Annotated in this window: 16 protein-coding genes and 9 pseudogenes; 7 read left to right on the top strand and 18 right to left on the bottom strand. The window is 65.0% G+C overall.

The window, feature by feature from the left end; genetic code table 11:
* Positions 1 to 854: 854 nt before the first annotated feature.
* Positions 855 to 1,354 (bottom strand): annotated as a pseudogene (locus E6W36_RS12095) (TIGR04255 family protein).
* Between the two features lie 746 nt (positions 1,355 to 2,100).
* On the opposite strand from E6W36_RS12095, the gene E6W36_RS19195 reads away from it, so the two are divergent.
* Positions 2,101 to 3,303: a M14 family metallopeptidase gene (locus E6W36_RS19195; RefSeq protein WP_342776884.1), complete on the top strand. Its 1,203-nt coding sequence runs from the start codon at positions 2,101 to 2,103 to the stop codon at positions 3,301 to 3,303.
* Between the two features lie 8 nt (positions 3,304 to 3,311).
* A complete protein-coding gene (locus tag E6W36_RS19190; RefSeq protein ID WP_246047650.1) occupies positions 3,312 to 3,788 on the top strand; it encodes a hypothetical protein in 477 nt (158 codons plus the stop codon).
* On the opposite strand, the gene E6W36_RS12085 is transcribed toward E6W36_RS19190, so the two are convergent.
* Both E6W36_RS12085 and E6W36_RS12080 read right to left on the bottom strand, forming a co-directional pair.
* Entirely contained in the window at positions 3,712 to 4,317 is a 606-nt protein-coding gene (locus tag E6W36_RS12085; RefSeq protein ID WP_246047648.1) for a Uma2 family endonuclease, read from the bottom strand. The two genes, E6W36_RS19190 and E6W36_RS12085, sit on opposite strands and share 77 nt — an antisense overlap.
* A gap of 146 nt (positions 4,318 to 4,463) precedes the next feature.
* Positions 4,464 to 5,762 (bottom strand): annotated as a pseudogene (locus tag E6W36_RS12080) (adenylosuccinate synthase).
* A 163-nt stretch (positions 5,763 to 5,925) separates the two neighbouring features.
* Between E6W36_RS12080 and E6W36_RS12075 the strand changes: the two are divergent.
* On the top strand, positions 5,926 to 6,621 hold the full coding sequence (locus E6W36_RS12075) for an alpha/beta fold hydrolase (RefSeq protein ID WP_342776883.1): 696 nt from the start codon (positions 5,926 to 5,928) through the stop codon (positions 6,619 to 6,621).
* Positions 6,622 to 6,651: 30 nt separating this feature from the next.
* On the opposite strand, the gene E6W36_RS12070 is transcribed toward E6W36_RS12075, so the two are convergent.
* The 7 genes and pseudogenes from E6W36_RS12070 to E6W36_RS12040 form a co-directional block, all read right to left on the bottom strand.
* The gene (locus E6W36_RS12070; protein ID WP_222872734.1) at positions 6,652 to 6,954 is read right to left on the bottom strand and encodes a hypothetical protein; all 303 of its coding nucleotides are present in this window, start codon (positions 6,952 to 6,954) and stop codon (positions 6,652 to 6,654) included.
* A 24-nt stretch (positions 6,955 to 6,978) separates the two neighbouring features.
* Positions 6,979 to 8,007 (bottom strand): ATP phosphoribosyltransferase regulatory subunit, encoded by a 1,029-nt coding sequence (locus E6W36_RS12065; protein WP_222872733.1) that lies wholly within the window; start codon positions 8,005 to 8,007, stop codon positions 6,979 to 6,981.
* 11 nt (positions 8,008 to 8,018) lie between these two features.
* Positions 8,019 to 9,607 (bottom strand): annotated as a pseudogene (serA, locus tag E6W36_RS12060) (phosphoglycerate dehydrogenase).
* Between the two features lie 138 nt (positions 9,608 to 9,745).
* Positions 9,746 to 10,942, bottom strand: a pseudogene (locus E6W36_RS12055) (phosphoserine transaminase).
* A gap of 80 nt (positions 10,943 to 11,022) precedes the next feature.
* On the bottom strand, positions 11,023 to 11,337 hold the full coding sequence (locus E6W36_RS12050) for a hypothetical protein (RefSeq protein ID WP_222872732.1): 315 nt from the start codon (positions 11,335 to 11,337) through the stop codon (positions 11,023 to 11,025).
* Positions 11,334 to 11,555 (bottom strand): hypothetical protein, encoded by a 222-nt coding sequence (locus tag E6W36_RS12045; RefSeq protein ID WP_222872731.1) that lies wholly within the window; start codon positions 11,553 to 11,555, stop codon positions 11,334 to 11,336. Before E6W36_RS12045 ends, E6W36_RS12050 begins: the two co-directional genes overlap by 4 nt.
* On the bottom strand, positions 11,525 to 11,809 hold the full coding sequence (locus tag E6W36_RS12040) for a hypothetical protein (RefSeq protein WP_222872730.1): 285 nt from the start codon (positions 11,807 to 11,809) through the stop codon (positions 11,525 to 11,527). Before E6W36_RS12040 ends, E6W36_RS12045 begins: the two co-directional genes overlap by 31 nt.
* Positions 11,810 to 12,051: 242 nt before the next feature.
* On the opposite strand from E6W36_RS12040, the pseudogene E6W36_RS23520 reads away from it, so the two are divergent.
* A pseudogene (locus E6W36_RS23520) lies at positions 12,052 to 12,805 on the top strand (extensin-like domain-containing protein).
* A gap of 51 nt (positions 12,806 to 12,856) precedes the next feature.
* Positions 12,857 to 13,048 carry a hypothetical protein gene (locus E6W36_RS19175; protein ID WP_246047644.1) on the top strand — a complete coding sequence of 64 codons (192 nt, stop codon included), beginning with the start codon at positions 12,857 to 12,859 and terminating at the stop codon, positions 13,046 to 13,048.
* A gap of 152 nt (positions 13,049 to 13,200) precedes the next feature.
* On the opposite strand, the gene thiD is transcribed toward E6W36_RS19175, so the two are convergent.
* Both thiD and glmM read right to left on the bottom strand, forming a co-directional pair.
* Positions 13,201 to 13,986, bottom strand: coding sequence for a bifunctional hydroxymethylpyrimidine kinase/phosphomethylpyrimidine kinase (thiD, locus tag E6W36_RS12020; protein WP_222872729.1), 786 nt, complete (start codon positions 13,984 to 13,986; stop codon positions 13,201 to 13,203).
* Entirely contained in the window at positions 13,983 to 15,323 is a 1,341-nt protein-coding gene (gene glmM, locus E6W36_RS12015) for a phosphoglucosamine mutase (RefSeq protein WP_222872728.1), read from the bottom strand. The genes thiD and glmM overlap by 4 nt, the downstream gene beginning before the upstream one ends.
* A gap of 142 nt (positions 15,324 to 15,465) precedes the next feature.
* On the opposite strand from glmM, the pseudogene E6W36_RS12010 reads away from it, so the two are divergent.
* A pseudogene (locus tag E6W36_RS12010) lies at positions 15,466 to 16,819 on the top strand (alanine/glycine:cation symporter family protein).
* Between the two features lie 48 nt (positions 16,820 to 16,867).
* On the opposite strand, the gene E6W36_RS22220 reads toward E6W36_RS12010, so the two are convergent.
* The 5 genes and pseudogenes from E6W36_RS22220 to E6W36_RS11985 all read right to left on the bottom strand — a co-directional run bounded on the left by E6W36_RS22220 (position 16,868) and on the right by E6W36_RS11985 (position 21,451).
* On the bottom strand, positions 16,868 to 17,134 hold the full coding sequence (locus tag E6W36_RS22220; protein ID WP_342776666.1) for an amidohydrolase family protein: 267 nt from the start codon (positions 17,132 to 17,134) through the stop codon (positions 16,868 to 16,870).
* Complete coding sequence (locus E6W36_RS12005) at positions 17,125 to 18,159, bottom strand: amidohydrolase family protein (protein ID WP_342776665.1); 1,035 nt, start codon at positions 18,157 to 18,159, stop codon at positions 17,125 to 17,127. The genes E6W36_RS22220 and E6W36_RS12005 overlap by 10 nt, the downstream gene beginning before the upstream one ends.
* A gap of 40 nt (positions 18,160 to 18,199) precedes the next feature.
* A pseudogene (locus E6W36_RS12000) lies at positions 18,200 to 19,589 on the bottom strand (amidohydrolase).
* Positions 19,590 to 19,656: 67 nt separating this feature from the next.
* Positions 19,657 to 21,146 (bottom strand): annotated as a pseudogene (locus tag E6W36_RS11990) (peptide MFS transporter).
* A 74-nt stretch (positions 21,147 to 21,220) separates the two neighbouring features.
* Positions 21,221 to 21,451 carry a hypothetical protein gene (locus tag E6W36_RS11985; protein ID WP_222872726.1) on the bottom strand — a complete coding sequence of 77 codons (231 nt, stop codon included), beginning with the start codon at positions 21,449 to 21,451 and terminating at the stop codon, positions 21,221 to 21,223.
* Positions 21,452 to 21,643: 192 nt separating this feature from the next.
* Here E6W36_RS11985 and E6W36_RS22215 point away from each other — a divergent pair.
* Positions 21,644 to 22,245: pseudogene (locus E6W36_RS22215) on the top strand (nitroreductase family protein).
* Here the strand turns inward: E6W36_RS22215 and E6W36_RS11975 are convergent.
* Positions 22,238 to 22,735, bottom strand: coding sequence for a hypothetical protein (locus E6W36_RS11975; protein ID WP_222872725.1), 498 nt, complete (start codon positions 22,733 to 22,735; stop codon positions 22,238 to 22,240). The pseudogene E6W36_RS22215 and the gene E6W36_RS11975 overlap by 8 nt on opposite strands.
* Between the last annotated feature and the right edge of the window lie 17 nt (positions 22,736 to 22,752).

The raw sequence follows: 22,752 nt of genomic DNA, 5'->3' as shown, positions 1-22,752 counted from the left end.
GCAACTTATAAAGCAAGCCGCTATGCAAGCCATGCTCGGTTCGCTGTATAGCTACGCCCACATGGCTCACATCCGAAAAGGGGCGAGCATCCGATTCTAACGGCGGCATATTAGTCGAGCAAACCCCTAAGCAAGCGAGCGCTGTTTAAACCACGAGCGTCAAACGCATCCCTGACTTTGGTTACGTAAAGTTGCCAGCAGGTCAGCTTTGAGCGCACAGGAGCACTCGCCCTTAGAAGAGCTAATAGGACGTGCCGACTTGCAGTCGACGGCGGGACGATCTCAAACACGCGGTCGAGGAATCGAAACTCCCGCTTTGCAATCAACGAGTTGACGCCATCTACAGTCTGAGCAACAAAATTCACCCCATAGGGTCACTAGACCGAAGTGCATCAAATATCCACCTCGCATTAACTTGCGAGTCTATTTTGCGAACTGGAAATTTGAAATCATCCACAGCGAGATAGTAAAATTGTAAGAACGCTTGTTTCTACACGCGTTACTGACAGAAAATTGGGAATCACCGACGCCCAAATCCGTCCAAACCAAATAACTGCCTGTAAGCTCTAAGCGCGTATCATTTTGCCGCGTCTGGGGCTTGCGGTCCAAGAGCATTGTGCAGTCGATCATCGATGATCCAACGGAAGGCTCTGCCAGCAGACTTGTTGAATCTTTCGCATATTGCAATTGCATCGTTCACACCTTTAACGGGCTCTTCGTGAAAGAAGTCGCTATCGACGACAAATATCGTTTCATCGCCGGTTCTGTCTGATTTTCCAAGGGCGGTCCTGATGGTAACCTTACCCCTTGGTTCAGTTTCAGAACCGTTGCGGCGCTTAGTTCGACCACATCCTCTATGGGCACATCACCCTCAGACAAGATCCTAAAGCAGAATTCTTTATAAGGTCCGACCAGCGCACATTCTCGAGGCCAAGTCTGCGTCGCGAAATCACGTCTACGTATCGAAGTCCGATCCGAGTAAATAACGACAGTGAATAGCTTTTCATCAACGAGGCGAGCGCACGCTCAATGTGACCGGAAAATATCTCCCAGCGCTCATATCTAGAGTCGTGACAGCGACAAAATCGCTGCACAAAGTCACGTTATATCGCCGATCCTCTGTCTTGAAATCGTAGTGGACACGCTTTGACGGCAAGGCCTCCACACCTAGGCCAAGACCGAACTGAACGACCTCCCTTGTTTCAACAAAGGGGTAGTCTGCGCCCATTGCATCTTGGAATTCAGCAGGAATTCGGTCGTCAACTGCCAAAATACGAGGAAAACTCAACTGGCATACCACCTCAGCGAGCGGATTCTCTTTGTATATGACACGCCCCGTATCAGCGAATTCCATTCATACATCTCCAAGCACACTCGTATCGACGCTGCGTCTTAACGTCCAGCATCAACGTGAGACGACTTTTGCAGACACTGTCTCGCTGCCAATCAGCCAAGCGCGATCTTAACCGAGATGCAGATAGCAAATCGGAGCGGAGTAGGACAGACGCCAAATGGCGACGGATCGGGGTCACCGTCCAGCACCCGCTCGCGCCGCCTGCCCCTGTCATCGGGCCAAGGCTGCGGCTCAACGAACCCTTGGTAGTTGGCGCGGGTGCGCTGGGGCCGCGCAGCCTCGGCTACAGCGCTGACGGGTGCTGGCTCGCCGTACCCCTTGGCAGGGGTGCGGCTCGCGCTTTGCGGGCGGCGCTGGGCCGCGTTAGCGCCATGCCACAAGCCATGCCGGGTTGAGCGCGTCCGTCAACGCGCTATTTCCCATATCCGGTGGCCACAGCCCCAAACACCGTTATCGTGCCAAGGGCGAATGCCGCTCAGCCACAGCGCCCTGATCAGCGACGCGCAAGCCATCACCAGCGTCCGCCGCTTCCTGCAGACCGGCCGCTTCCGCCCGCCTAGGACCTCCTGAAGGGCGCTTGCGAGCCTGCGCCGGGAGCCCTAAGCTGGCCGAATGCGCACGATTATATCCCTCATCGCCCTATTCGTCTCCACGGCTGCGCTCGCTGCCGAACCGGCACCGCTGCCGCCGGCAATTCCCTGGCACGGGGCGAGCGAAAAGCTGGTCGCAAAGCCTGACGACCCTGGATCACCCCCACTGAAGCCAGCGGCTTCCGCCAGACGCCAAACTACGCCGAGACGCGCGCCTATCTCGAGCGGCTGGTCGCAGCCTCGGGCGGGCTGCTGACGCTGGAGGTCTTCGGCCAGACCGCACAGGGGCGCGACCTGATCGCCGTGCGTGCAGCCAAGCCCAGCACCAGCCCCCGGCCGACCGTGCTGGCGCAGGCGGGCATCCATTCGGGCGAAATCGACGGCAAGGATGCCGGGCTGATGCTGCTGCGGGACATCGCGCTGCGCGGCAAGGCCGGCCTGCTGGACAAGGCCGACCTGCTCTTCGTGCCGATCTTCAACGCTGACGGGCATGAGCGCACGAGCGCGTTCAACCGGCCGAACCAGCGCGGGCCGGAAAACCAGGGCTGGCGCACCACGGCGCAGAACCTGAACCTCAACCGCGATTACCTGAAGGTCGACACGCCGGAGATGGCGGCGATGCTGGGGCTGATCCGCAAGTACCAGCCAGCACTCTACTTCGACCTGCACGTGACCGACGGCATCGACTATCAGTACGATATCACCTTCGGGTTCAACGGTTGGGGCGGCCGCTACGCCCAGTCGCCGGCGATCGGCCGCTGGCTGGACGGGGCGCTGCGCCCGGCGCTGACGGCAGCGCTCGCCAAGGCGGGCCATATTCCGGGCGGCCTGGTGTTTGCCGCCAACGACCGCAAGCCGGACGATGGCCTGGTGGACGCCTATACGCCCGCGCGCTTCTCCAACGGCTGGGGCGACCTGGCGCGCATTCCCAGCGTTCTGGTCGAGAACCACTCGCTCAAGCCCTATCGGCAGCGCGTACTCGGCACCTATGTGCTGCTGGAGGCGGCGCTGAAGGCTGTCGCCGCAGACCCGGCAGCGCTCAGGCAGGCGATCGCGGCGGATCGCGCGGCGCGGCCCGCGAGCATCCCGCTGCGCTGGAAGGCGCTGGACACGCCGATCTACGAGACCGAATTCCTCGGTGTTGCGCACGAGACCTACCCGTCGGCGGCGTCCGGCGGCCCGGAGGTACGCTGGCTCGGCAAGCCGATCCGCCAGACCCAGAAGGTCTATGGCGACGCACCGGAGACGACGACCACCCTGCCGGTCGCCTGGTGGGTGCCCGCGACGCAGCCTGAGGTGATCGCGCGCCTGCGCCTGCAGGGGTCGCGTTCGAGACGATCCCGGCCCCACGCACGGTAACGGTCGAGATGCTGCGGCTGCCGGAGCCCAAGCCCGGCACCATCAACGAAGGACATGTCGAGATCGGCGCGCAGACCGGTGTGCCGGAGCTGCGCACGGAGGCCTTCCCCGCCGGGTCGGTGCGCGTGCCGTCCGACCAGCCGCTAGGGCTGGTCGCTGCCCACCTGCTGGAGCCGGGCAGTCCGGTCGCTGCTGGCCTGGGGCTTTTCCCGCAAGTCTTCCAGCGCACCGAATATATCGAGGGCTACGCCATTGCACCGCTCGCGGACAAGATGCTGGCACAGGACCCGGCGCTGAAGGCGGCGTTCGAGGCGAAGCTCGCGGCTGACCCCGACTTCGCCAAAACCCGGACGCGCGGCTGGAATGGTTCTACAAGCGCACGCCCTATTACGATGCCCGCTACCTTCTCTATCCTGTGGGGCGGGAGCTGGCACGGTAAAGGCCGCGCCGATCAATCCCGGGCGAACAGCTCGGTGTGGGGATGACGACCCCAAGGCCCGGCAACGCCAGATCGTGCGGGCCGGAGAAGCGATCATCGCGCCAGGAGCCCGGCCCAAGGCGTTGCACCGTGCGGACCAGCTCGTTTTCCGGGTCGACGAAAGCAATGGTCTCGATGCTGGGCAGGGCCTGGTAATCGGCGAGCTTGGCACCCTGATCGTAGGCATTGGTGGTCGGCGACAAGACCTCGATGACGACGCGCGGTTCAGACAAGGCTTTCAGGCCATCGCTCTCCGGCGCGTTGGCGACCCCGCAATGGACACTGACATCCGGGTAACGCACGGTCTTTTCGTTGATCCAGACCCCGGTATCCGAGCCGTAGGGCCGGCAGCCGCTGCCACGCAAAGCATTGCCGAGGACGCGCATGATGTTGGCCTGCACCCGGCCGTGGGCGACCGAGCCGCCGGTCATCATGCGGATGACGCCGTGGTCAAGCTCGGCCTTGCGGTCCGGGCCGAAATCTATGGCGAGGAACTCCTCGGCGGTCAGCAGGGCGAACGCGGGATCAGCAGTCATGAACCCTATTCTAGCGCAGTGCGCCTGCCCTGTCATCTCACCCCGCGAACGGGTGGCGGGTCATTTTGAATAAACCGCTCGTGGTGAGCCTGGACGAACCACGAGCCGCTCAACCCTTCGTCCAGCTCAGGGTGAGCGGCAAAATTTCAAAATGACCCACTACCCGCGAACGGATCCCGCACCAGGATGGTGTCCTCGCGCTCGGGGAGGTCGAGACCAGCGCCACCGGACACTCGATCAGCTCTTCCAGCCGGCGGATGTATTTGATCGCCTGCGCCGGCAGGTCAGCCCAGGAGCGCGCGCCGGCGGTCGACTGGCTCCACCCTCGAACGCTTCATAGATCGGCTCGACCCGCGCCTGGTCGGCCGCGCGTGCCGGCAGCAGGTCGATGGTCTGGCCATCCAGCCGGTAGCCGGTACAGATGTGCAGCATCTCGAAACCGTCCAGCACGTCGAGCTTGGTCAGCGCAATGCCCTGGATGCCGCCGACCGCGATCGCCTGGCGCACCAGCACCGCATCGAACCAGCCGCAGCGGCGCTTGCGGCCGGTCACCGTGCCGAACTCGCGACCGCGCTCGCCAATCCGCTCGCCGGTTGCATCGTGCAATTCGGTCGGGAACGGCCCGGCCCCGACCCGTGTCGTATACGCCTTGCAGATGCCCAGCACATAATCGAGCGCACCCGGCCCGGTGCCGGACCCGCCAGCCGCCTGCCCGCCGATGGTCTGGGACGAGGTGACGAACGGATAGGTGCCCATGTCGACGTCGAGCAGGATACCCTGCGCGCCCTCGAACAGGATGCGCCTGCCCTCGCGACGCGCATCCTTGAGGGTCGGCCAGACTGGCGCTGCAAACGGCAGGACAAGTGGCGCGATCTCCTGCAGGTCGCGGATCAGCGCCTCACGATCGACCGGCGGCTGACCAAAGCCGGCACGCAGGGCATTATGGTGCGCAAGCAAGCGGTCGATCTGGCCTGACGCGCCCTCGATATCGGCGAGATCGCAGACGCGCAGCGCCCGGCGGCCGACCTTGTCTTCGTAAGCTGGGCCGATCCCGCGCCGGGTGGTGCCGATCTTGGCGTCGCCGACCGCGTCCTCGCGCAGGGCGTCGAGATCGCGGTGGAACGGCAGGATCAGCGTACAGCGATCCGAGACCTGGAAATTATCAGGGGATATGGCGACGCCTTGCCCGCGCAGCTTGGCGATCTCGTCGCGCAGCGCCCAGGGTCGAGCACAACCCCGTTGCCGATGATCGAAAGCGCGCCGCGCACGATGCCGGAGGGCAGCAGCGAGAGCTTGTAGGTCTGGTCGCCGATCACCAGCGTGTGGCCGGCATTGTGGCCGCCCTGAAAGCGCACCACCATATCCGCGCGCTCCGACAGCCAGTCGACGATCTTGCCCTTGCCTTCGTCGCCCCACTGCGCGCCGACCACCACCACATTCGCCATGCCTGCCCATCTCCTGCCGTCGCTGAAAACCAAACCAGCGCACAAAGCGCATTGCGCCGGAAGATTCCAGCCCTTTTAAACGTTTGCTGTTTGCTGCCGATTCAACAAGGACTTACTCCATGCGGAAACCCCTCGCTGCCTTGCTCGCCCTGCTGTTCGTCGCATTCCCCGCGCACGCCGAGCAGAGCCGGCGCCCTGCCTTGCCGATATCCGGCGCGTCTGCCCCAATGTCGGTCTCAACAGTACGGCGATCCGCGCGTGCCTGGCCGAGCATGCCGACCAACTCTCCGACGCCTGTCGCGCCACGATCCGGGAGCGCATGCAAAAACGCAGCGACCAGAACCCGCTCGCCACTCCGGACAGCACACTTCGTTATGGCGAAGACTCTCTGCAAACGCTGGACTATTACAAGGGAGCCACCGATGGTGCCCGACCGCTGGTGATTTTCATCCATGGCGGCGGCTGGGCCATTGGCGACAAGCGCAGCGGCACCGGCGCCAAGGCCGCGTTTTTCACCGGCCATGGCTACCGTTATGCCTCCATCAATTACCGCCTGGTGCCGAAGGTTGACGTTGCGACGCAAGCGGCCGATGTCGCCGCTGCAATCGCCCGACTGCGAGCAGACGCCAGCGCGCTGGGGATCGACCCTGGCCGGATCGCGCTCATCGGCCACTCGGCCGGCGCGCACTTGGCGGCGCTGGTGGCCACTGACACCCGTTATCTGGAAAAGCCGGGGTGCCCCTGGGCAGCGTCCGCGCGATCTCGCTGCTCGATGGCGCCGCGTACGACGTGCCCCGGCAAGTCGCGGCCCAGGGGATCGCGCCAGCGCGCTGTATGTCAAGGCGTTCGGGGCCGATAGCGCGACGCAGCAAGCGCTTTCCCCTATCGCTTATACGTCCGCGCCAAACGCGGGGCCTTCATTCTGCATGCCGTCGCCCAACGTCCGACAGCCACCACGCAGGCGGAAGCTCTGGCCTCTGCCCTGCATGATGCCGGCACGCCTGCCGAAATGCACCGCGTCGAGGGCAGCAATCACAGGGACATCAACCAAAACATCGGCACGGCAGACGATCCGGTCAGCCAGGAAATTCTGGCCTTCTTTGAGCGGACTCTCTGAGTCAGAGTGCGATAATGCTGTCAGACTCAAGGATATGGCTGCAACGCTGGTCGCGTGCGGCGGCATGCGGGTCATCGTCCAGCCCCAGTGCTGCGACCGTCACCCAGCCCTCGGCGCGCAGGCGGGTGCCGGCCTCGGCTGAGGCATGCCATGGCAGATAGACGCGCGGCAGCGGCGGCGGTGCAGCCACCGCGTCCAGAATACGGTCGAAATAGAGCGTGAAGCCAACCGCCGGTTCCGGCTGGGTGGCCGAGCGGATGACATAGGCACCCCGCGCACGGCCGCCTCGCGCACGCCGGGTGCGAACAGGGAAAAGCCGATGCGGGTCTGGTAGGCAAAGCCGCGCCGATCCGCGGGATCGAGACTGATCGCCGCATCGGCGAGCGCCAGCAGATCCAGTGTCGTGGCCGCATCGTCGACCAGTGCGCGCGCAGCGCCGGGCAGATCAAGCGCGCGCAGCCGCGCCAACCCGGCCGCGGCCGGTCCCGCTGCGTCCAGTAGTCCGACGAGCAGCGCTTCAAGCGGATGGCCCGCCAGCGCGCCGGCATCCTTCGCGTCGAGTGCTTCCAGCACCGGCGCGGCATCGGCAACGCCATGCGCCCGCAGCAGGGTCGGCGCGAGATCAGGGATCACCAGGTCGAGGCTGAGCTGCTCCAACCCGGCAGCGCGCAGCGCCTCCACCGCCACGGCGATGGTCTGTGCGGTTGCCGCCGGACCGTCGTTGCCGATCAGTTCGCCGCCGACCTGCAGGAACTGGCGGTCGGCGTCCAGCGCCGTGCCGGCCAGCCGCAGCACCGGCCCCATGTAGGCGAGGCGCAGCGGCCGCGCCTGGCCCGCCATCCGCGTGCTGGCGATGCGCGCAACCTGGCCGGTAATGTCCGCGCGCACGGCCAGCATGTGCTGCGATTTCGGGTCCATGAAGCGGAACAGATCGGAGCGTGCACCGGATACGATGGGGCTGGTCAGCGACTCCGCGAATTCGACCAGCGGCGGATCGACGCGTTCGTAGCCGTGGCTTGAGAGCACATCGAGGATCGCGCGCATCAGGCGCATCTGCCCGTGGGCCTGCGGGGGCAAGGTATCCCGCAGGCCTTCAGGCAGCAGGCCGGGTGCCAGACGGCTGGTCACAGGCGATCTTCCTAAAACGACAAGGCTTTCGCCTGACGCACATGCGGCAGTTCGGCGACTTGCGCAATCAGCCATTCCGGCATGCCGCTGTCCAGCGACAGAAGCAGCACGGCCTCGCCGCCCTCGGTGCGGCGGCCGAGGTGGAAGGTGCCGATGTTGACGTTCGCCTCGCCAAGTGCCGTACCGAGCCGGCCGATGAAGCCCGGCTTGTCGTCATTGACCACGTAGAGCATGTTCCCGTCCAGATCGGCCTCGACCTTGATGCCTTCCAGCTCGATGAGGCGCGGTTCGCGATTGCCGAACAGGGTTCCAGCCACCGTCTTGTCGCCGGACGGCGTCTTCACGGTCAGACGGACCAGGGTGTGATAGTCCGAATCGCGTTCGTGGCGCACATCCGCGACATCGATGTTGCGGTCCTTGGCGATGGCCGGTGCATTGACCATGTTCACCGTGTCCGAATGCGGCTTGAACAGCCCGGCCAGCACGCCCGCAGTCACCGGCTTGGTGTTGAGCTCGGCGATCGCCCCTTCATATTCGACCGTGACCGCCTGGATGCCGTCACCCGCCAATTGCCCGGCAAGCAGGCCGAGCTTTTCGGCCAGCGCCATGTAGGGCTTGAGCTTGGGCGCTTCCTCCGGCGTCAGCGACGGCAGGTTGAGCGCGTTCGAGACGCCCCGGTCGTCAGATATTCCGCGATCTGGTCGGCGACCTGCAACGCCACGTTGACCTGCGCCTCGGTGGTCGAGGCACCAAGGTGCGGCGTGCAGATGAAGTTCGGCAGCTCGAACAGCGGGCTGGCTGTGGCCGGCTCCTCGACGAACACATCGAGCGCAGCACCCGCGACGTGGCCGCTCTTCAGCAGCGCGTAGAGCGCCGCCTCGTCGATCAGGCCGCCGCGCGCGCAGTTGACGATGCGCACACCCTTCTTGGTCTTGGCGAGGTTTTCCGCCGAGAGGATGTTGCGGGTCGACTCGGTCAGCGGCGTATGCAGGCTGATGAAGTCAGCGCGGGCCAGCAATTCATCAAGCGTCACCTTGTCGACCCCAAGCTCCAGCGCTCGCTCGGGCGTCAGGAACGGATCGAAGGCGACGACCTTCATCTTCAGGCCATGGGCGCGCTCGGCGACGATCGAGCCAATGTTGCCGCAACCGATCACGCCCAGCGTCTTGCCGGTCATCTCGACGCCCATGAAGCGGTTCTTCTCCCACTTGCCGGCGCGGGTCGAGGTATCGGCGGCCGGCAGTTCGCGGGCGAGCGCGAACATCAGGGCGATCGCGTGCTCGGCCGTGGTGATCGAGTTGCCGAACGGGGTGTTCATCACCACGATGCCCTGTGCGGTCGCGGCCGGAATATCGACGTTGTCGACGCCGATACCGGCGCGGCCGATGACTTTCAGGGTGCCGCCGGTCATCGCCTCGATGATCGGCCTGGTGATCTTGGTCGCCGAGCGGATCGCGACACCGTCCACCTCGCGCAGCAGGGCGATGAACGCATCCTTGTCCTTGTGGATGTCGTAGTTTTCGATGACCTCGATGCCGCGCTGCTTGAGCGTCTGGGCGGCAAGCGGGGACATCTTGTCGGAAATCAGAACCTTAACCATTGTTTATACTCCATTTTAAGCCGCTTGCCCGGACATGGCCGGCGCTTCACCGGTCATCCCGCTTGTGCAGGGATGCCGCGAGATGCCGAGTGACAGGGAGGAAGGGCTCACTGTTGCAGGATGGGACTCACAACGCGGCTACGCGCCGAACTCGGCCTTGACCTGGGCATAAGCCCAGTCGAGCCAGTCGGTCAGCGCTACGACATCGGCGGTCTCGACCGTTGCCCCGCACCAGATGCGCAGGCCCGGCGGCGCGTCGCGGTAGCCGTTGATGTCGAAGGCGACGCCGCGCTTCTCCAGCAGGGCGGCGATTTTCTTCGGCACCTCCGCCTGCTGGTCCGGGGCGAGCAGCGAACCATGGCGCGACGATCTTCAGGCAGACGCTGGTGTTGGAGCGGGTCTCCGGCACATCGGCCAGATTGGCAATCCAGTCGCGCTGGTCGACCCAGGTTTGCAGCGCGGCGGCATTCGCCTCGGAGCGCCGGATCAGCGCCGGGAGGCCGCCAAGCCCATCAGCCCAGTCCAGCGCATCGAGGTAATCCTCGACGCACAGCATCGACGGCGTGTTGATCGTCTCGCCCTGGAAGATGCCCTCGATCAGTTTGCCGCCCTTGGTCAGGCGGAAGATCTTCGGCAGCGGCCAGGCCGGCTTGTAGGTCTCCAGCCGTTCGACCGCGCGCGGGCTGAGGATCAGCATGCCATGCGCCGCCTCCCCGCCCAGCACCTTCTGCCAGGAATAGGTGACGACATCGAGCTTGTCCCACGGCAGGTCGACGGCGAAGGCGGCCGAGGTCGCATCGCAGATCGTCAGGCCCTGACGGTCCGCCTTGATCCAGTCGCCGTTCGGTGCGCGCACACCGGAGGTCGTGCCGTTCCAGGTGAACACCACGTCCTGATCGGTGTCGATGGCCGCGAGGTCCGGCAAGACGCCGTAGGGTGCCGTCACGACGGTGGCGTCGGCCAGCTTCAACTGCTTGACGACATCGGTCACCCAGCCTTCGCCGAAGCTCTCCCAGGCGACCATGGTCACCGGGCGGGCACCGAGCAGCGACCACATCGCCATTTCGACAGCACCGGTATCGGACGCGGGCACGATGCCGATGCGATAGTCAGCCGGCACACCCAGGATCGCCCGTGTCTTGTCGATCGCGGCCTTGAGCTTTGCCTTGCCGATCTTGGCGCGGTGCGAACGGCCGTTCGGCGAGTCCTTCAGCGCGTCAACCGACCAGCCGGGACGCTTGGCGCACGGACCGGAGGAAAAGCAGGGGTTTTGGGGGCAGTGGTCGGCTCAACAGCCGGGGTTGCCGCAGGTGCGGCGGAAGTCACGGTCGTCATGTCATCTCTCCTTACAGAGAGCACGCGCTGCGTTGGGACAGCGTGGCCCACGTGCGAGAGACGAAAAGTTGCGCCTGATGTCAAATGACAATTTGGCAACGGGCTGTTTCCCGCCCGCTGCCGGCAGGATTATTGCCGACGCACGGTGCGGCGCTCGGTCTGGGTCTCACCGTTGATTTCCGTCGTTTTTCATAGGACAAGCGATCCGGGATGCCCGTGGCGACATCGAGCACCAGCTCGGCGCGTTCCGTCACCTTCAGCGAGGAACTGATCGACCTGTGCCTTGGCCTGGTCGACCGCCTCGGGCGGCAGCTTGTCCTGAGCGATTCGAAATATTGTTCGACCGCGGCCTTCAGGCTCTCCGGGTCGACGCTGGCGGCGGTGACGATGGTCAACTGGTTTTGGGGCGGTCGAAATAGGTCGCCTCGACCGTGCCGCTCACCCGGAGCGGTGTACCCCATGGCGCGCTGACCACGCCACTGACCGGGATGGGCTGCCGCATCGCCAGTGAAGCGCCGCCCAGTCCGAACATCATGGTCGGGGTCTCCAGCAACTGCTCGCTGAGCGCAGTATCCTCGACATTCAGGAACGGCTCCAGAGCGGCGTCGAACAATTGGCCGAACGCCTTGACCTCGGCCTTGCCCGGTTTGGGATTGCCAAGCTTGACGAAAAGTCCGGCGTCACAACCGTGGCGCGCAAGGTCTTGAAGGACTCTGCGATGGCGGTGCGCATCGCTGACAGGTCGTCGAGCGCCATCGGGACCCCGTTCCGGCTCGCCTGGTAGATCAGCGGCACGGCGGCAAGCGCCTGATAGGTCGACTCCAGCATCAGGTTCAGCGGCGCCGGCGCCTCGACCCGAAACTCCACGGTGCGCCAATCGACGGAAAAAGCCCGCCCGTATCCGCCGGCGTGAACCGCACCTCGTCGACGCTTTTGACGGCATAGCGCGAAAAACGCCCCGCTGGTTCTTCTCATTCTCGGTCTCGAAGGTGTATCGAACGGGTGCGTCGCCGGGAGCAAAGTTGATCGCAACCACATCGCCCTTGGGATCGGATGGCAAAGCCTCAGGCCGCGGCAAGGCGTCGGCGGGCCTGGCCGCCGCCATCGACATGAAGACCAGAAACACCATGAACCAACGCATCGCCACGCTCCCTCACCTGTACGCCGCTGTATCCCGCATCCTGGCTGTCAGTGCAATCGGTGCGCTTGCGGCCTGCGGTGGCAAGCCAGCCCCGCAGGCGATCCACCCGGCCCCGCCCGTGCCGCCCTTGCGCCTGGCCGACCCCGTATCAAACCGTACCCAGACGCAACTGCAAGCCCTGCTGCAAGCGCCCGAGCGCTGCCAGGCCCTGCTGCGTGGCGCACCAGACCTCAAGGTCACACCGCTCCCAGACCGGCAAGGCCCGGGCGGCTGTGCGATTACCAATGCCGGCCGCATCGATGCGACCGTGGTGCAGATCAACCAGGGCAGCACGCCACTCACCTGCCCCATGATCGCTGCACTGCACCTGTGGGCGCGCGACATCGTCGTGCCGGCAGCGCGCCGCCATTTCGGCGTCGACCTGCGCGCGATCAACAGTTGGGGCAGCTACGCCTGCCGCACGGTCAACAACCAGACCGGCGCAAAGCTCGGAGCACGCGCGCGCCAACGCCATCGACATTCCGAGCTTCGTGCTGGCGGACGGGCGGACGATCACCGTCAAGGCCGACTGGCGTGGCGAAGACGGTGCAAAGGTGGCATTCCTGCGCGAGGTGCACCGCGGTGGCTGCCGGATATTCGGCACGGTGCTCGGCCCGGAGTCGGACAGTTTCCACCAGGACCACCTCCACCTCGACATGGCGGCGCAGCGGTATTGCCGCTGATCATTTGCAGCACGCGCGAAATCGTGCAGCATGGCGGCAGAGGAGAAGGGCATGACCGAAATCGACAATCGTCCGTCCGCAACACCAACCGGCAACTTCGAGCTCAACCGCCCGACCATCGTCGGGCTGCTGTACGCCGGCAGCTATCTGACCGGGCTCAGCGGCCTGATCGGGCTGGTCCTGGCCTATGTCTGGAAGGGGAACCCCACGAGCCGTGGGAGGCGACCCATTACACCTATCTGATCCGCAGTTTCTGGATCGGCCTGGCCGCGATCATCGTTGGTGTGTTCACCATGCTGATCGGTATCGGGTTTTGCTGCTCGGCGGCGCTGGCATCTGGTTTCTGGTCCGGCTGGTGCTGTCACTGGTCAATGCCCAGAAGCGTCAGCCGATGCCTAACCCGGAAACATATCTGTTCTGAACCCCAGCGGCCCATGCCCGGCACCAAAGCCCGGCGCGGCGCGCAGGGCTGCCTGTACGAACGCTATGCCGCGTTCGACGGCGGCGTCGATGCCCCTACCTGCGCCAAGCCCGGTTGCAATCGCCGACGCCAAGGTGCAGCCGGTTCCGTGCGTGTGCGGCGTGTCGATGCGGCGGTTGCGGAACACCTGCGCACCGGCGCGCGTGACCAGCCAGTCTTCGAGCATCTCGCCCGCACCATGCCCGCCCTTGACCAGCACCGCCTGCGCCCCCAGCCCAAGCAGTGTCTGCGCCGCGGCCAGCGGGTCGCGCGTGCCGGTCAGCGCTTCGGCTTCCGGCAGGTTCGGCGTGACGATGGTCGCACGGGCGATCAGGCGCTGTTTCAGCGCAGCGACTGCATCATCGGCAAGCAACGGCGCACCGCCTTTGGCCACCATCACCGGGTCGACGACCAGCGGTATGCCCGATGACCGGGCCGCAATTTCTGACGCCACGACATCAATGACCGCTGCATTGCCAAGCATGCCGAGCTTCAGGGCGTCGGCGCCGAAATCATCGAGCACGGCGGCCATCTGCGCGCGCACGAACTCCGGCGGCGTCGGATGCACGCCGTGGACGCCCAGACTGTTCTGGGCAGTCAGCGCCGTGACGGCGGTCATGGCGAAGCCGCCGAGCAAGGTGACGGTCTTGATATCGGCCTGAATGCCGGCGCCACCGCCGGAGTCGGACCCGGCGACGATCAGGATGCGGGGAACGCTCACGCGGCTTTCTGCACCGCCGCGCAGATCGTCTCGACCGCCTCGGTCACGGTCGCCTCATCCTCAGCCTCCGCCATCACCCGGATCAGTGGCTCGGTGCCGGACTTGCGGATCACCACGCGGCCGCTGTTGCCCAGGCGCTTCTCGACATCGGCGATCACCGCCTGCACGGCGGGATCGTCCAGCGGCTGCCCACCATCGAAACGCACGTTCTTCAGGAGCTGCGGCAGCGGCTGGAACAGGCGGGTCACCTCAGAGACCGCCCGGCCCTCGCTGACGACCGCCGCGAGTATCTGCAGGGCGGCGACCAGCCCGTCGCCGGTGGTCCCATAGTCGCTGAGAATGATATGCCCGGACTGCTCGCCGCCGACGTTGCAGCCGAGCGCGCGCATCGCCTCCAGCACATAGCGGTCGCCGACCTTGGTGCGATGCAGCCGCAAGCCGAGCCCTTCGACGAAGCGTTCAAGCCCCAGGTTCGACATGACGGTTGCGACCAGCGCGCCGCCACGCAGGCAATCCTGCCCCTGCCAGCTACGGGCGATCAGCGCCATCAACTGATCGCCGTCGACGATCTGGCCCTTCTCGTCGACGATAATCAGCCGGTCGGCGTCGCCGTCCAGCGCAAGGCCCATGTGCGCGCCGGTCTCCAGCACCTTGGCGGCCAGCGCCTGCGGATGGGTCGAGCCGACCTTGTCGTTGATGTTGAACCCGTTCGGCGACACGCCGATCGCCTCGACATCGCCCAGTTCCCAGAGTGCGGTCGGGGCCACGTTGTAGGCGGCGCCGTTCGCGCAGTCGACGACGATCTTCAGGCCGTCCAGCCGCAGCCGGTCCGGAAACGTCGACTTGGCGAAGTGGATGTAGCGCCCGCGCGCATCCTCGATCTTGCGGGCCCGGCCGATGTCGCGCGGTGTCGCCAGACGCGCGTTCAGATCCTGGTCGAGCAGGCTTTCGATCTCGAGTTCATCATCATCCGAGAGCTTGTAGCCATCAGGGCCGAACAGCTTGATGCCGTTGTCGTGGAAGGCATTGTGGGAGGCCGAGATCATCACGCCGAGGTCGGCGCGCATGGACCGGGTGAGCATCGCCACCGCCGGCGTCGGCATCGGCCCGACCAGCACGACATCCATGCCGACCGAGGTAAACCCGGCGGTGAGCGCGGTTTCCATCATGTAGCCGGACAGCCGGGTGTCCTTGCCGATGACCACCCGGTGTTTGTGCGCGCCGCGCAGGAATTTGACGCCGGCCGCCATGCCGACCTTCATGGCCATTTCCGCCGTCATCGGCGCCTTGTTGGTGAGGCCACGGATGCCGTCCGTCCCGAAATAGCGACGCCCCATACAGTGTGTTCTCCTGAACTCTCGACGCAGCCTCTAGCCAAGGCCTGCGTTCTGCCTTTAAGCATGTCCCTTAGTTCTTGCACCCTGCACACAGGATGAACAATCCCCGAATGAATGGTCTGGTCGCTGCACTCGGGCACGGATCGATGCCCTATCCGCCAACGTGTTCGCCAAGGTCAGCCTGTTCGGGGTCGAGGTCGAGGGCATCGTGCTCTGGCTGGCCGTGCCGATGCTGTTTTTCACCGCCTGGCTCGGCTTCCTCAACCTGACCAAACTGCCGCTAGCCCTGCGCATCGTGCGCGGCGATTTCCGCGACAAATCCGCCCCCGGCGAAGTCAGCCAGTTCCAGGCGCTCTCGACGGCGCTCAGCGGCACGGTGGGGCTTGGCAACATTGCCGGCGTCGGCGTGGCGATCACCACCGGCGGGCCGGGGCTGCCTTCTGGATGTTCGTGATCGGCTGGTTCGCCATGAGCCTCAAGTGCGCCGAGGTGACGCTTGGCCTGAAATACCGGGTGACCAACATGGACGGCACGGTCTCCGGCGGGCCGATGTACACGCTGGAGCATGGACTGGCGCGCCGGGGCCTGCCGCGCTCCGGTAAGCTGCTTGGCGTGCTTTATGCGATTTTCGCACTTGGCGGCGCGATCCCGCTGCTGCAGGTCAACCAGTCGTTCGCGCAGGTGAGCGCGGTGACCGGCTTCGACAACGGGCTGGCCTACGGGATCATCATGGCGATCACAGTGGCGGTCGTCGTGGTTGGCAGCGTGCGCTGGCTGGGCGCCACGACCTCCAGGCTGGTGCCCGCCATGTGCGTGGTCTATCTTGGCGGTTGCCTGCTGGTGCTCGCAACCCATGCCGGGGCCATCCCCGGCGCCCTCGTCGCCATCGTGACCGAGGCGTTCAATCCTACAGCGGTCGCGGGCGGCGCGCTGGGCGCTTTCGTGATCGGCATGCGGCGCGCCGTCTATTCCAGCGAGGCGGGGATCGGCTCGGCCGTCATCGCCCACAGTGCCGCCAAAACCGCCGAGCCGGCGTCCGAAGGTCTGGTCGCGTTGCTGGAGCCGTTTATCGACACCGTCATCGTCTGCTCGATCACGGCGCTGACGATCGTGGTCGCCGGCAGCTATCTCCAGCCCGGCGTCACGGGTGTGGGGTTATCTCGGCGGCCTTCGCGCAGGTCTCGCCCGGCTTCCCGATCGTGCTGGCAGTCGCCGTCTATCTGTTCGCCTATTCGACCCTGGTGTCCTGGGGCTATTACGGCACGCAGGCCTGGGGCTATCTGTTCGGCCGCTCGCGCGTTTCCATCGGCTTCTACAAGGTGTTTTACTGCGCGATCCTGCCGCTCGGCTCGGTGCTCGACCTCGGCAAGGTAGTTGACCTGGTTGACAGCCTGTTTTTCCTGATGGCGGTGCCGAACATTCTCGGCCTCTACATCCTTGCCGGCGACGTTCGGGCCGAGATGCGCGGCTATCTGGCGCGGATCTCTGGAAAATAGAACGTGCGTGTGACGGTCCAGCCTGCCTGAACCGTCACACGCCCATGGTTACCGGCGGTAGCCGACCGGCAACGTGCTTTCGTCCAGATTCAGGTAGCGGTCGCGCAGTTCGGTCTGGCGCGACACCAGCGGGATCGTCTGCCCGTCGATGAATACGGCAGTCGGGGCCGACATCAGCTCCAGCGGATCGCCGTCCCACACCACCACGTCCGCACGTTTGCCGACCTCCAGCGAGCCAAGCTCCTTGTCCATGCCGAAGACCTTGGCGGGATTGAGCGTGATGCTGGCCAGCGCTTCGTCCCAGCTTAAGCCCACCCGCCCGGGGTGCGGCCGATGCCGACCAGATTGCCGGCATGCTGCAGCAGCAGGCGCGGCTGGTGGGCGGCACGGTCGAGCATGCCGAGCGTCACCACGATGCCGGCCCTCTGCAGACGCCCGGCATTGCTGAAGGTTGCCGCCAGCGTCTCGAACTGCGTCGGCAGGTTGTCGAGCGCATAGAGGATGACCGGGATTTTCGCCGCCGCCAGCTGGTCCGCGACCCGCCAGCCTTCCGCAGCGCCCAGCGCGATCAGGCGCAGCTTCGGGAAATCCTGCTTCAGGCGGATCAGTTGCAGCAGGTCGGCGGCCGAATTGGCCTTGACCATCAACGGCACCGCGCCCCGGACGACCGGGCCGAGCGCATCGGCGTCGACATGGTTGGTCAGGCCTTCGCGGTCGCCACCATTGGTGCGGTAGCGCGCACGGTTCTCGGCATAGACTTCGGCTTCCTGCAGCGCATTGCTGAGCACGCGGTAAGCCGCGCCACGCGAGCCGCCGGCCAGGTCCGCGCCTTCCTCGCCGAGCACGGCAAACTGGAATGCCTCGCGCCGCATGATGAGGTTGAAGCCGTTGCCGAGGCTGACGATCGCACCGAAGCCGCCGAACACATCCTTGGTGGCCTCCGGTGCGATGACGGCACGGGTCACGCCCTCGATCCGCGCGACCGGAATATTGGTCGCGGTGGGGTTGAAGCCGTCCGCCACCGTGATCGCGGCCTGCACCACCGACCCGCGCGCACCAACGTCGTTGGTCTCGTCAACCGCATCGACCTCAACGATGCCAACGCGCGCAAACGGCGCGAAGATGCCGGGCGTGACCGGCTTGCCGCCAGCGTCGATCACCTTGGCGTCGGCGGGAACCGCCACGTCGGTCCCGACAGCGGCGATCCTGCCGTCGCGGATCAGCACCGTGCCACCGGCAATCGCGCCTGGCTTGGCGACCGTGTAGACTTGCGCGTTCGTGATGGCGATCGTCTGCGCCAGCGCTGAGGCTGCAACACTGGCCATCAGGGCCGTCGCCAACCCGAGGCGAACAACGATCTTATTGAAAACAGGGCTTTTGTCATTTCACATCTCCCTCACCCGGCTGGCCGAGATCGAAATCGCTGACCGGCTGGCGGATCGGATCATTCACATCGAACAACAGCGCGCCGTCGATCCAGACCTTCTCCGGTCGCGCATACACGCTGAACGGATCGCCGTTCCACAGAACGACGTCAGCCTCCTTGCCGGGATCGAGGGTGCCGACCTTGTCGGCGATGCCGAGCGCCTTGGCCGGGTTCTGCCCCAGCCAGGTCCAGGCCGTCCCCTTGCTGATGTTCAGGCCGACCCGGTTGCCGTCGGAGAGCGCCTTGGCGGCCTCCTGGTTCAGGCGCTGCACGCCGCTCGGATCGTCCGAGTGCACGATCGCACAGGCGCCGGCCTTGTGGACGAAGGGAATATTCTCGCGGATGCCGTCATAGGCTTCCATCTTGAAGCCCCACCAGTCCGCCCACATCGCCGAACAGACATCGGCTTTGGCCAGCAAGTCGGCGATCTTGTAGCTCTCGACCGCGTGGTGGAAGGCCGAAACCTTGTAGCCGAACTCCTTGGCCATATCGAGGACGACGGCCATTTCGTCTGCCCGGTAGCAGTGGTTCTGCACCAGGATATTGCCCTCCAGCACTTCCTTCAGCGTCTCCATCTGCAGGTCGCGGGCAGGCGCATCATTCTCGCCGGCCTTGCCGTTTTCACCTTGGCGTCGTAGGCGTCCCACTTGCGCTTGTATTCAACCGCCTTGGCCCAGGTCTGGCGGTTGACCGCCAGATTGCCCATGCGGCTGCCGGGCGGCTGGTTGCGACTGCCATAGACGCGCTTCGGGTTCTCCCCGCACGCCATCTTCAGGCTGTAGGGCGCACCGGGGAACTTCATCTGCTGCATGGTGCGCGCCGGCACCAATTTCACCGTCGTGCCGCGCCCGCCGAACAGGTTGGCGGAGCCGGGCAGGATGTGCGCCGTCGTCACGCCATAGGCCAGCGCCCTGCGGAACTGCGGGTCCTGCGGCCAGATGCCGTGTTCGGCCTGAACCTCGGACCGGACCGGACCAGTGACTTCATTCCCATCGGAGTGGGCATTGACGCTCGGGGCGGCATAATCACCCATGTGGCTGTGGATGTCGATCACGCCCGGTGTCAGCCACTTGCCGGCGCCGTCGATCACCAGGGCGTTCGCGCCTGCAGGCTGTCGCCGACACCGACGATCTTGCCGTCCGCGAACAGCACGTCGGCGCGCGCCAGGTCGCCGCCCTTGCCGTCATAGACGTGCACGCCGCGCACCAGCGTCGGCTGGCCCGGATAGGGCTTGTAGGTCGAAGGGTAGGGATCGCGGTTGAAGCTGACCGGCGCCGGCTTTTCCGGCGCGGCACCTGCTGTTTTCGGTCCAGCCTCTCCGGCTCCGGCGCATCCAGCCAGCATGGCCGTCAACGCCAGAATGGCGGTCGCGCGATACAGCGCGCCTGACTCTTCATCCTGCCTCTCCTCATTATTGAACTCCGTGCATGATGCGTTTGATCAGCGGTGAGACCAGCAGCAACAGCACACCGAAGATGACCGCGGTCGATCCGATGGTCTGGAACACGCCGACATAGGTCTCCAGCGCCACCTTCGGGTTGGTGACCGCGCCGCCGACTGTTTCGACGCTGGCGAATTGGGTGATGATGCCGCCGACATACTGGGCCATCGAAATGCCCAGGAACCAGGTGCCCATCATCAGGCCGACGACTTTCGCCATCGAGAGCTTGGTGATCATGGAGAGACCAACCGGCGACAGGCAGAGTTCCCCGACCGAGTGCAGGAGGTACAGCAGGGCGACCCAGATGAGCGCGACCCTGAACTGACTGTCGGCGAACTGGCTGCCAAGCACCACCACCAGATAGCCCGCCCCAACCAGGATCAGGCCGATGGCGAATTTGACCGGGATGGACGGCTCGCGCCCCTTCGCCCCAGTTTCAGCCAGAGCGCTGCAAACACCGGTGCCAGCATTACGATAAAGATCGGGTTGAAGATCTGCACCTGGCCACCCGGCATCTCGTAGCCGCCGATCAGATGCCGGTCGGTCGAGCGCTCGGCGAACAGGGTCAGCGCCGAACCCGCCAGCTCGAACAGCGTCCAGAACACCACCGAGAAGACGACAAGGATGATGGCCGCCAGCATTTTCTCGAACTGGTCCCTGCTGCCAGCGCGCAACGCCCAGAGCGGAATGCCGATGATCGATATCACGAACGCGAAGATCATGGCTTTGCCGAGTATCGGCAGGCTGGCCAGATAGCCGAACACCCCGTCGCCTGCCTTGGCGGCCGCCTGGGCGGCGGCAGCGGTCAGGACTGTGTTGTCCAACAACAGCCAGGCAACCGGGATGGCGACAAGAATCGCTACGTAGATGAGCAGCTTCGTCTTGTGTGCGATACCCTCGGGCGGCTCGCCGTAGCCCGTCAGTCGCCCACCGTCGAAGTGCATCATCAGCCATGATATCGTCATGCCGACGGCGACCAGGCCAAAGCCGGCCCACCAGCCCAGGGCGACGGCAAGGACTGGCGCGATCGCCTGGCTGAAGACCGAACCCAGGTTGATGCCGAGATAGAAGATCGTGAAGCCGGAGTCGCGTCGGCGATCCCCTTGCGTGTAGAGGCTGCCGACCATGGTCGAGATGTTCGGCTTGAACAGGCCGTTGCCGACGATGACCAGCGAGAGCGACAGCAGCAGCAGCGCGACCGAGACGGGATCGCGTTCCGCCCCGAATTTATAGCTACCCTTGGGCAGCGACGCCGGCAGGTCGGCGCCGGTCGCGCCTTCCAGGGTCAGGCTGCCATCCTCGTTGCCGCGGATCGTGTAGGCACCGCCAGGCGCGATCACCTGCTGCTGCCTGTCCTTGCCAGACTCAATCACCTGCACGGCGTAGGTCTGGTTCTGGTACTCGAATGTCGGCTTGGCCTGCTGGCCGCCAAGCGCCAGCCCGGTGTAGCCAAGCGCCATCAAGATCGCGCCGATCTTGACCGAGAACTTCGACCCCAGCACCCGATCCGCGATCATGCCGCCGAACAGCGGCGTCAGATACACCAGGCTCGCGAAAGCCCCGTACAGACCACCGACTGTCGCATCGTCGAAAAGAACCAGCCAGCCAGATAGATCGCCAGCAGCGCCCGCATGCCATAGTAGCCGAAACGCTCCCACAGTTCGGTCGAGAACAGCCAGGCCAGCTGCGGCGGATGCCCGAACCAGAGTTTTTCGCCGTAATGGTTGGGCTTGGCCGCGTCGGGCGCGACCTGGACTTCCGACATAAACGCACTCCCTGCCCGCCGATGCCGGGCTTAGCTTCTCGTTCTTGCGGCGCGCGGACAGAAGTTGCCCTGTCGCGCCATATTCGTTCAGACTAGCGACAAAGCCGCACATGTGAAGCCCATAACGACAATGCGCGGCGCAACTTGACCGCAAGGTGTCAGTTCCCCACCTGCGACAAACTGGAGACCGGAATGCTCGACCTGCCCGCAGAACCCTTCAATCGCCACGCGACCCCGCTTGAGCTTCGCCTCCCGCCGTTCCGGCAAGGCGCGCGACCTGATCGCCCCGGCCCGGATGCAGAGCAGCTCGACGTCATGCTGCGGCTGGCGACCCGTGTCCCCGATCACGGCAAGCTGGCACCCTGGCGGATCGTCATCATCCCGCAGGCCGAACGCCAGGCGTTCGCGCAAGGCCTGGTTGCCGCCTATTCGGCGGAAAAGCCCGATGCAGGCCGCCTGGAGCTGCAGGCCATGCAGGATTTCGCGCAGCAGCGCCGACGCTGCTTGCAGTCCTCAGCACACCCAATCCATCCAGCCACATTCCGGTCTGGGAGCAGGAGCTTTCCGCCGGCGCGCTGTGCCAGAACCTGCTGCTGGCCGGGCATGCGCTTGGCTTTCTCGGCAACTGGCTGACCGGCTGGCCGGCCTATTCGCCGGGCGTTCTCACCCTGCTGGGCGCAGCGCCACCAGCGCGCGTTGCCGGCTTCCTGTTCTTCGGATCCTGCGACAAGCCGCTCGAGGAACGCCCGCGGCCAGACCGCGCCGCCGTGGTGTCGTACTGGGCGGCTACTTGATTCGGCGCACGTTGATCGTCCGGTGCTGCTTCTTCAGGGTCATGCGGTAGCTGCCGATCAGGCCGCGCTTGATGACGACCGGATCGCCGACCTTCAACGGCGGCAGGGAAGTCGCCTCGTTCTGACGCCAGATCTGGCCATTATTCAGGATCAGCACCAGTTCCCCACGGGCAGCGGTCAGGATTTCCTCGATCGTTGCGTCCAGGGTCTGCGACTGCTCGGCTTCACGGACTTCCTTAGGTCGGCGCAGGCTTTCCGAGCCAAAGGCTTCCTCCGGAGTCACCGTGGGCTTCTGGGCCGGCAAGTCGGATGTCGCTGCGCCCTGCTGCGCCCGGCCCATGGCGGTATCATAGCAGGTCAGGCGATCCTTGTCGGAGGCGATGCCGACGCAGGCCTCCAGCGCCGAGTCCCGGCCAGCCGGCTGGGCAGACGCCGAGCCTGCCGCAATATTCAGACAAATCACAGCACTTAGAGCGATGGCTTTGCGCATTCGAGAACCCTTCAGCG

Origin of the sequence: Hankyongella ginsenosidimutans (assembly GCF_005144965.1) — a bacterium.
Classification (GTDB): domain Bacteria; phylum Pseudomonadota; class Alphaproteobacteria; order Sphingomonadales; family Sphingomonadaceae; genus Hankyongella; species Hankyongella ginsenosidimutans.
The sequence above is the reverse complement of the archived record's forward strand: the minus strand, read 5'-3'. Positions and strand labels throughout refer to the sequence as shown.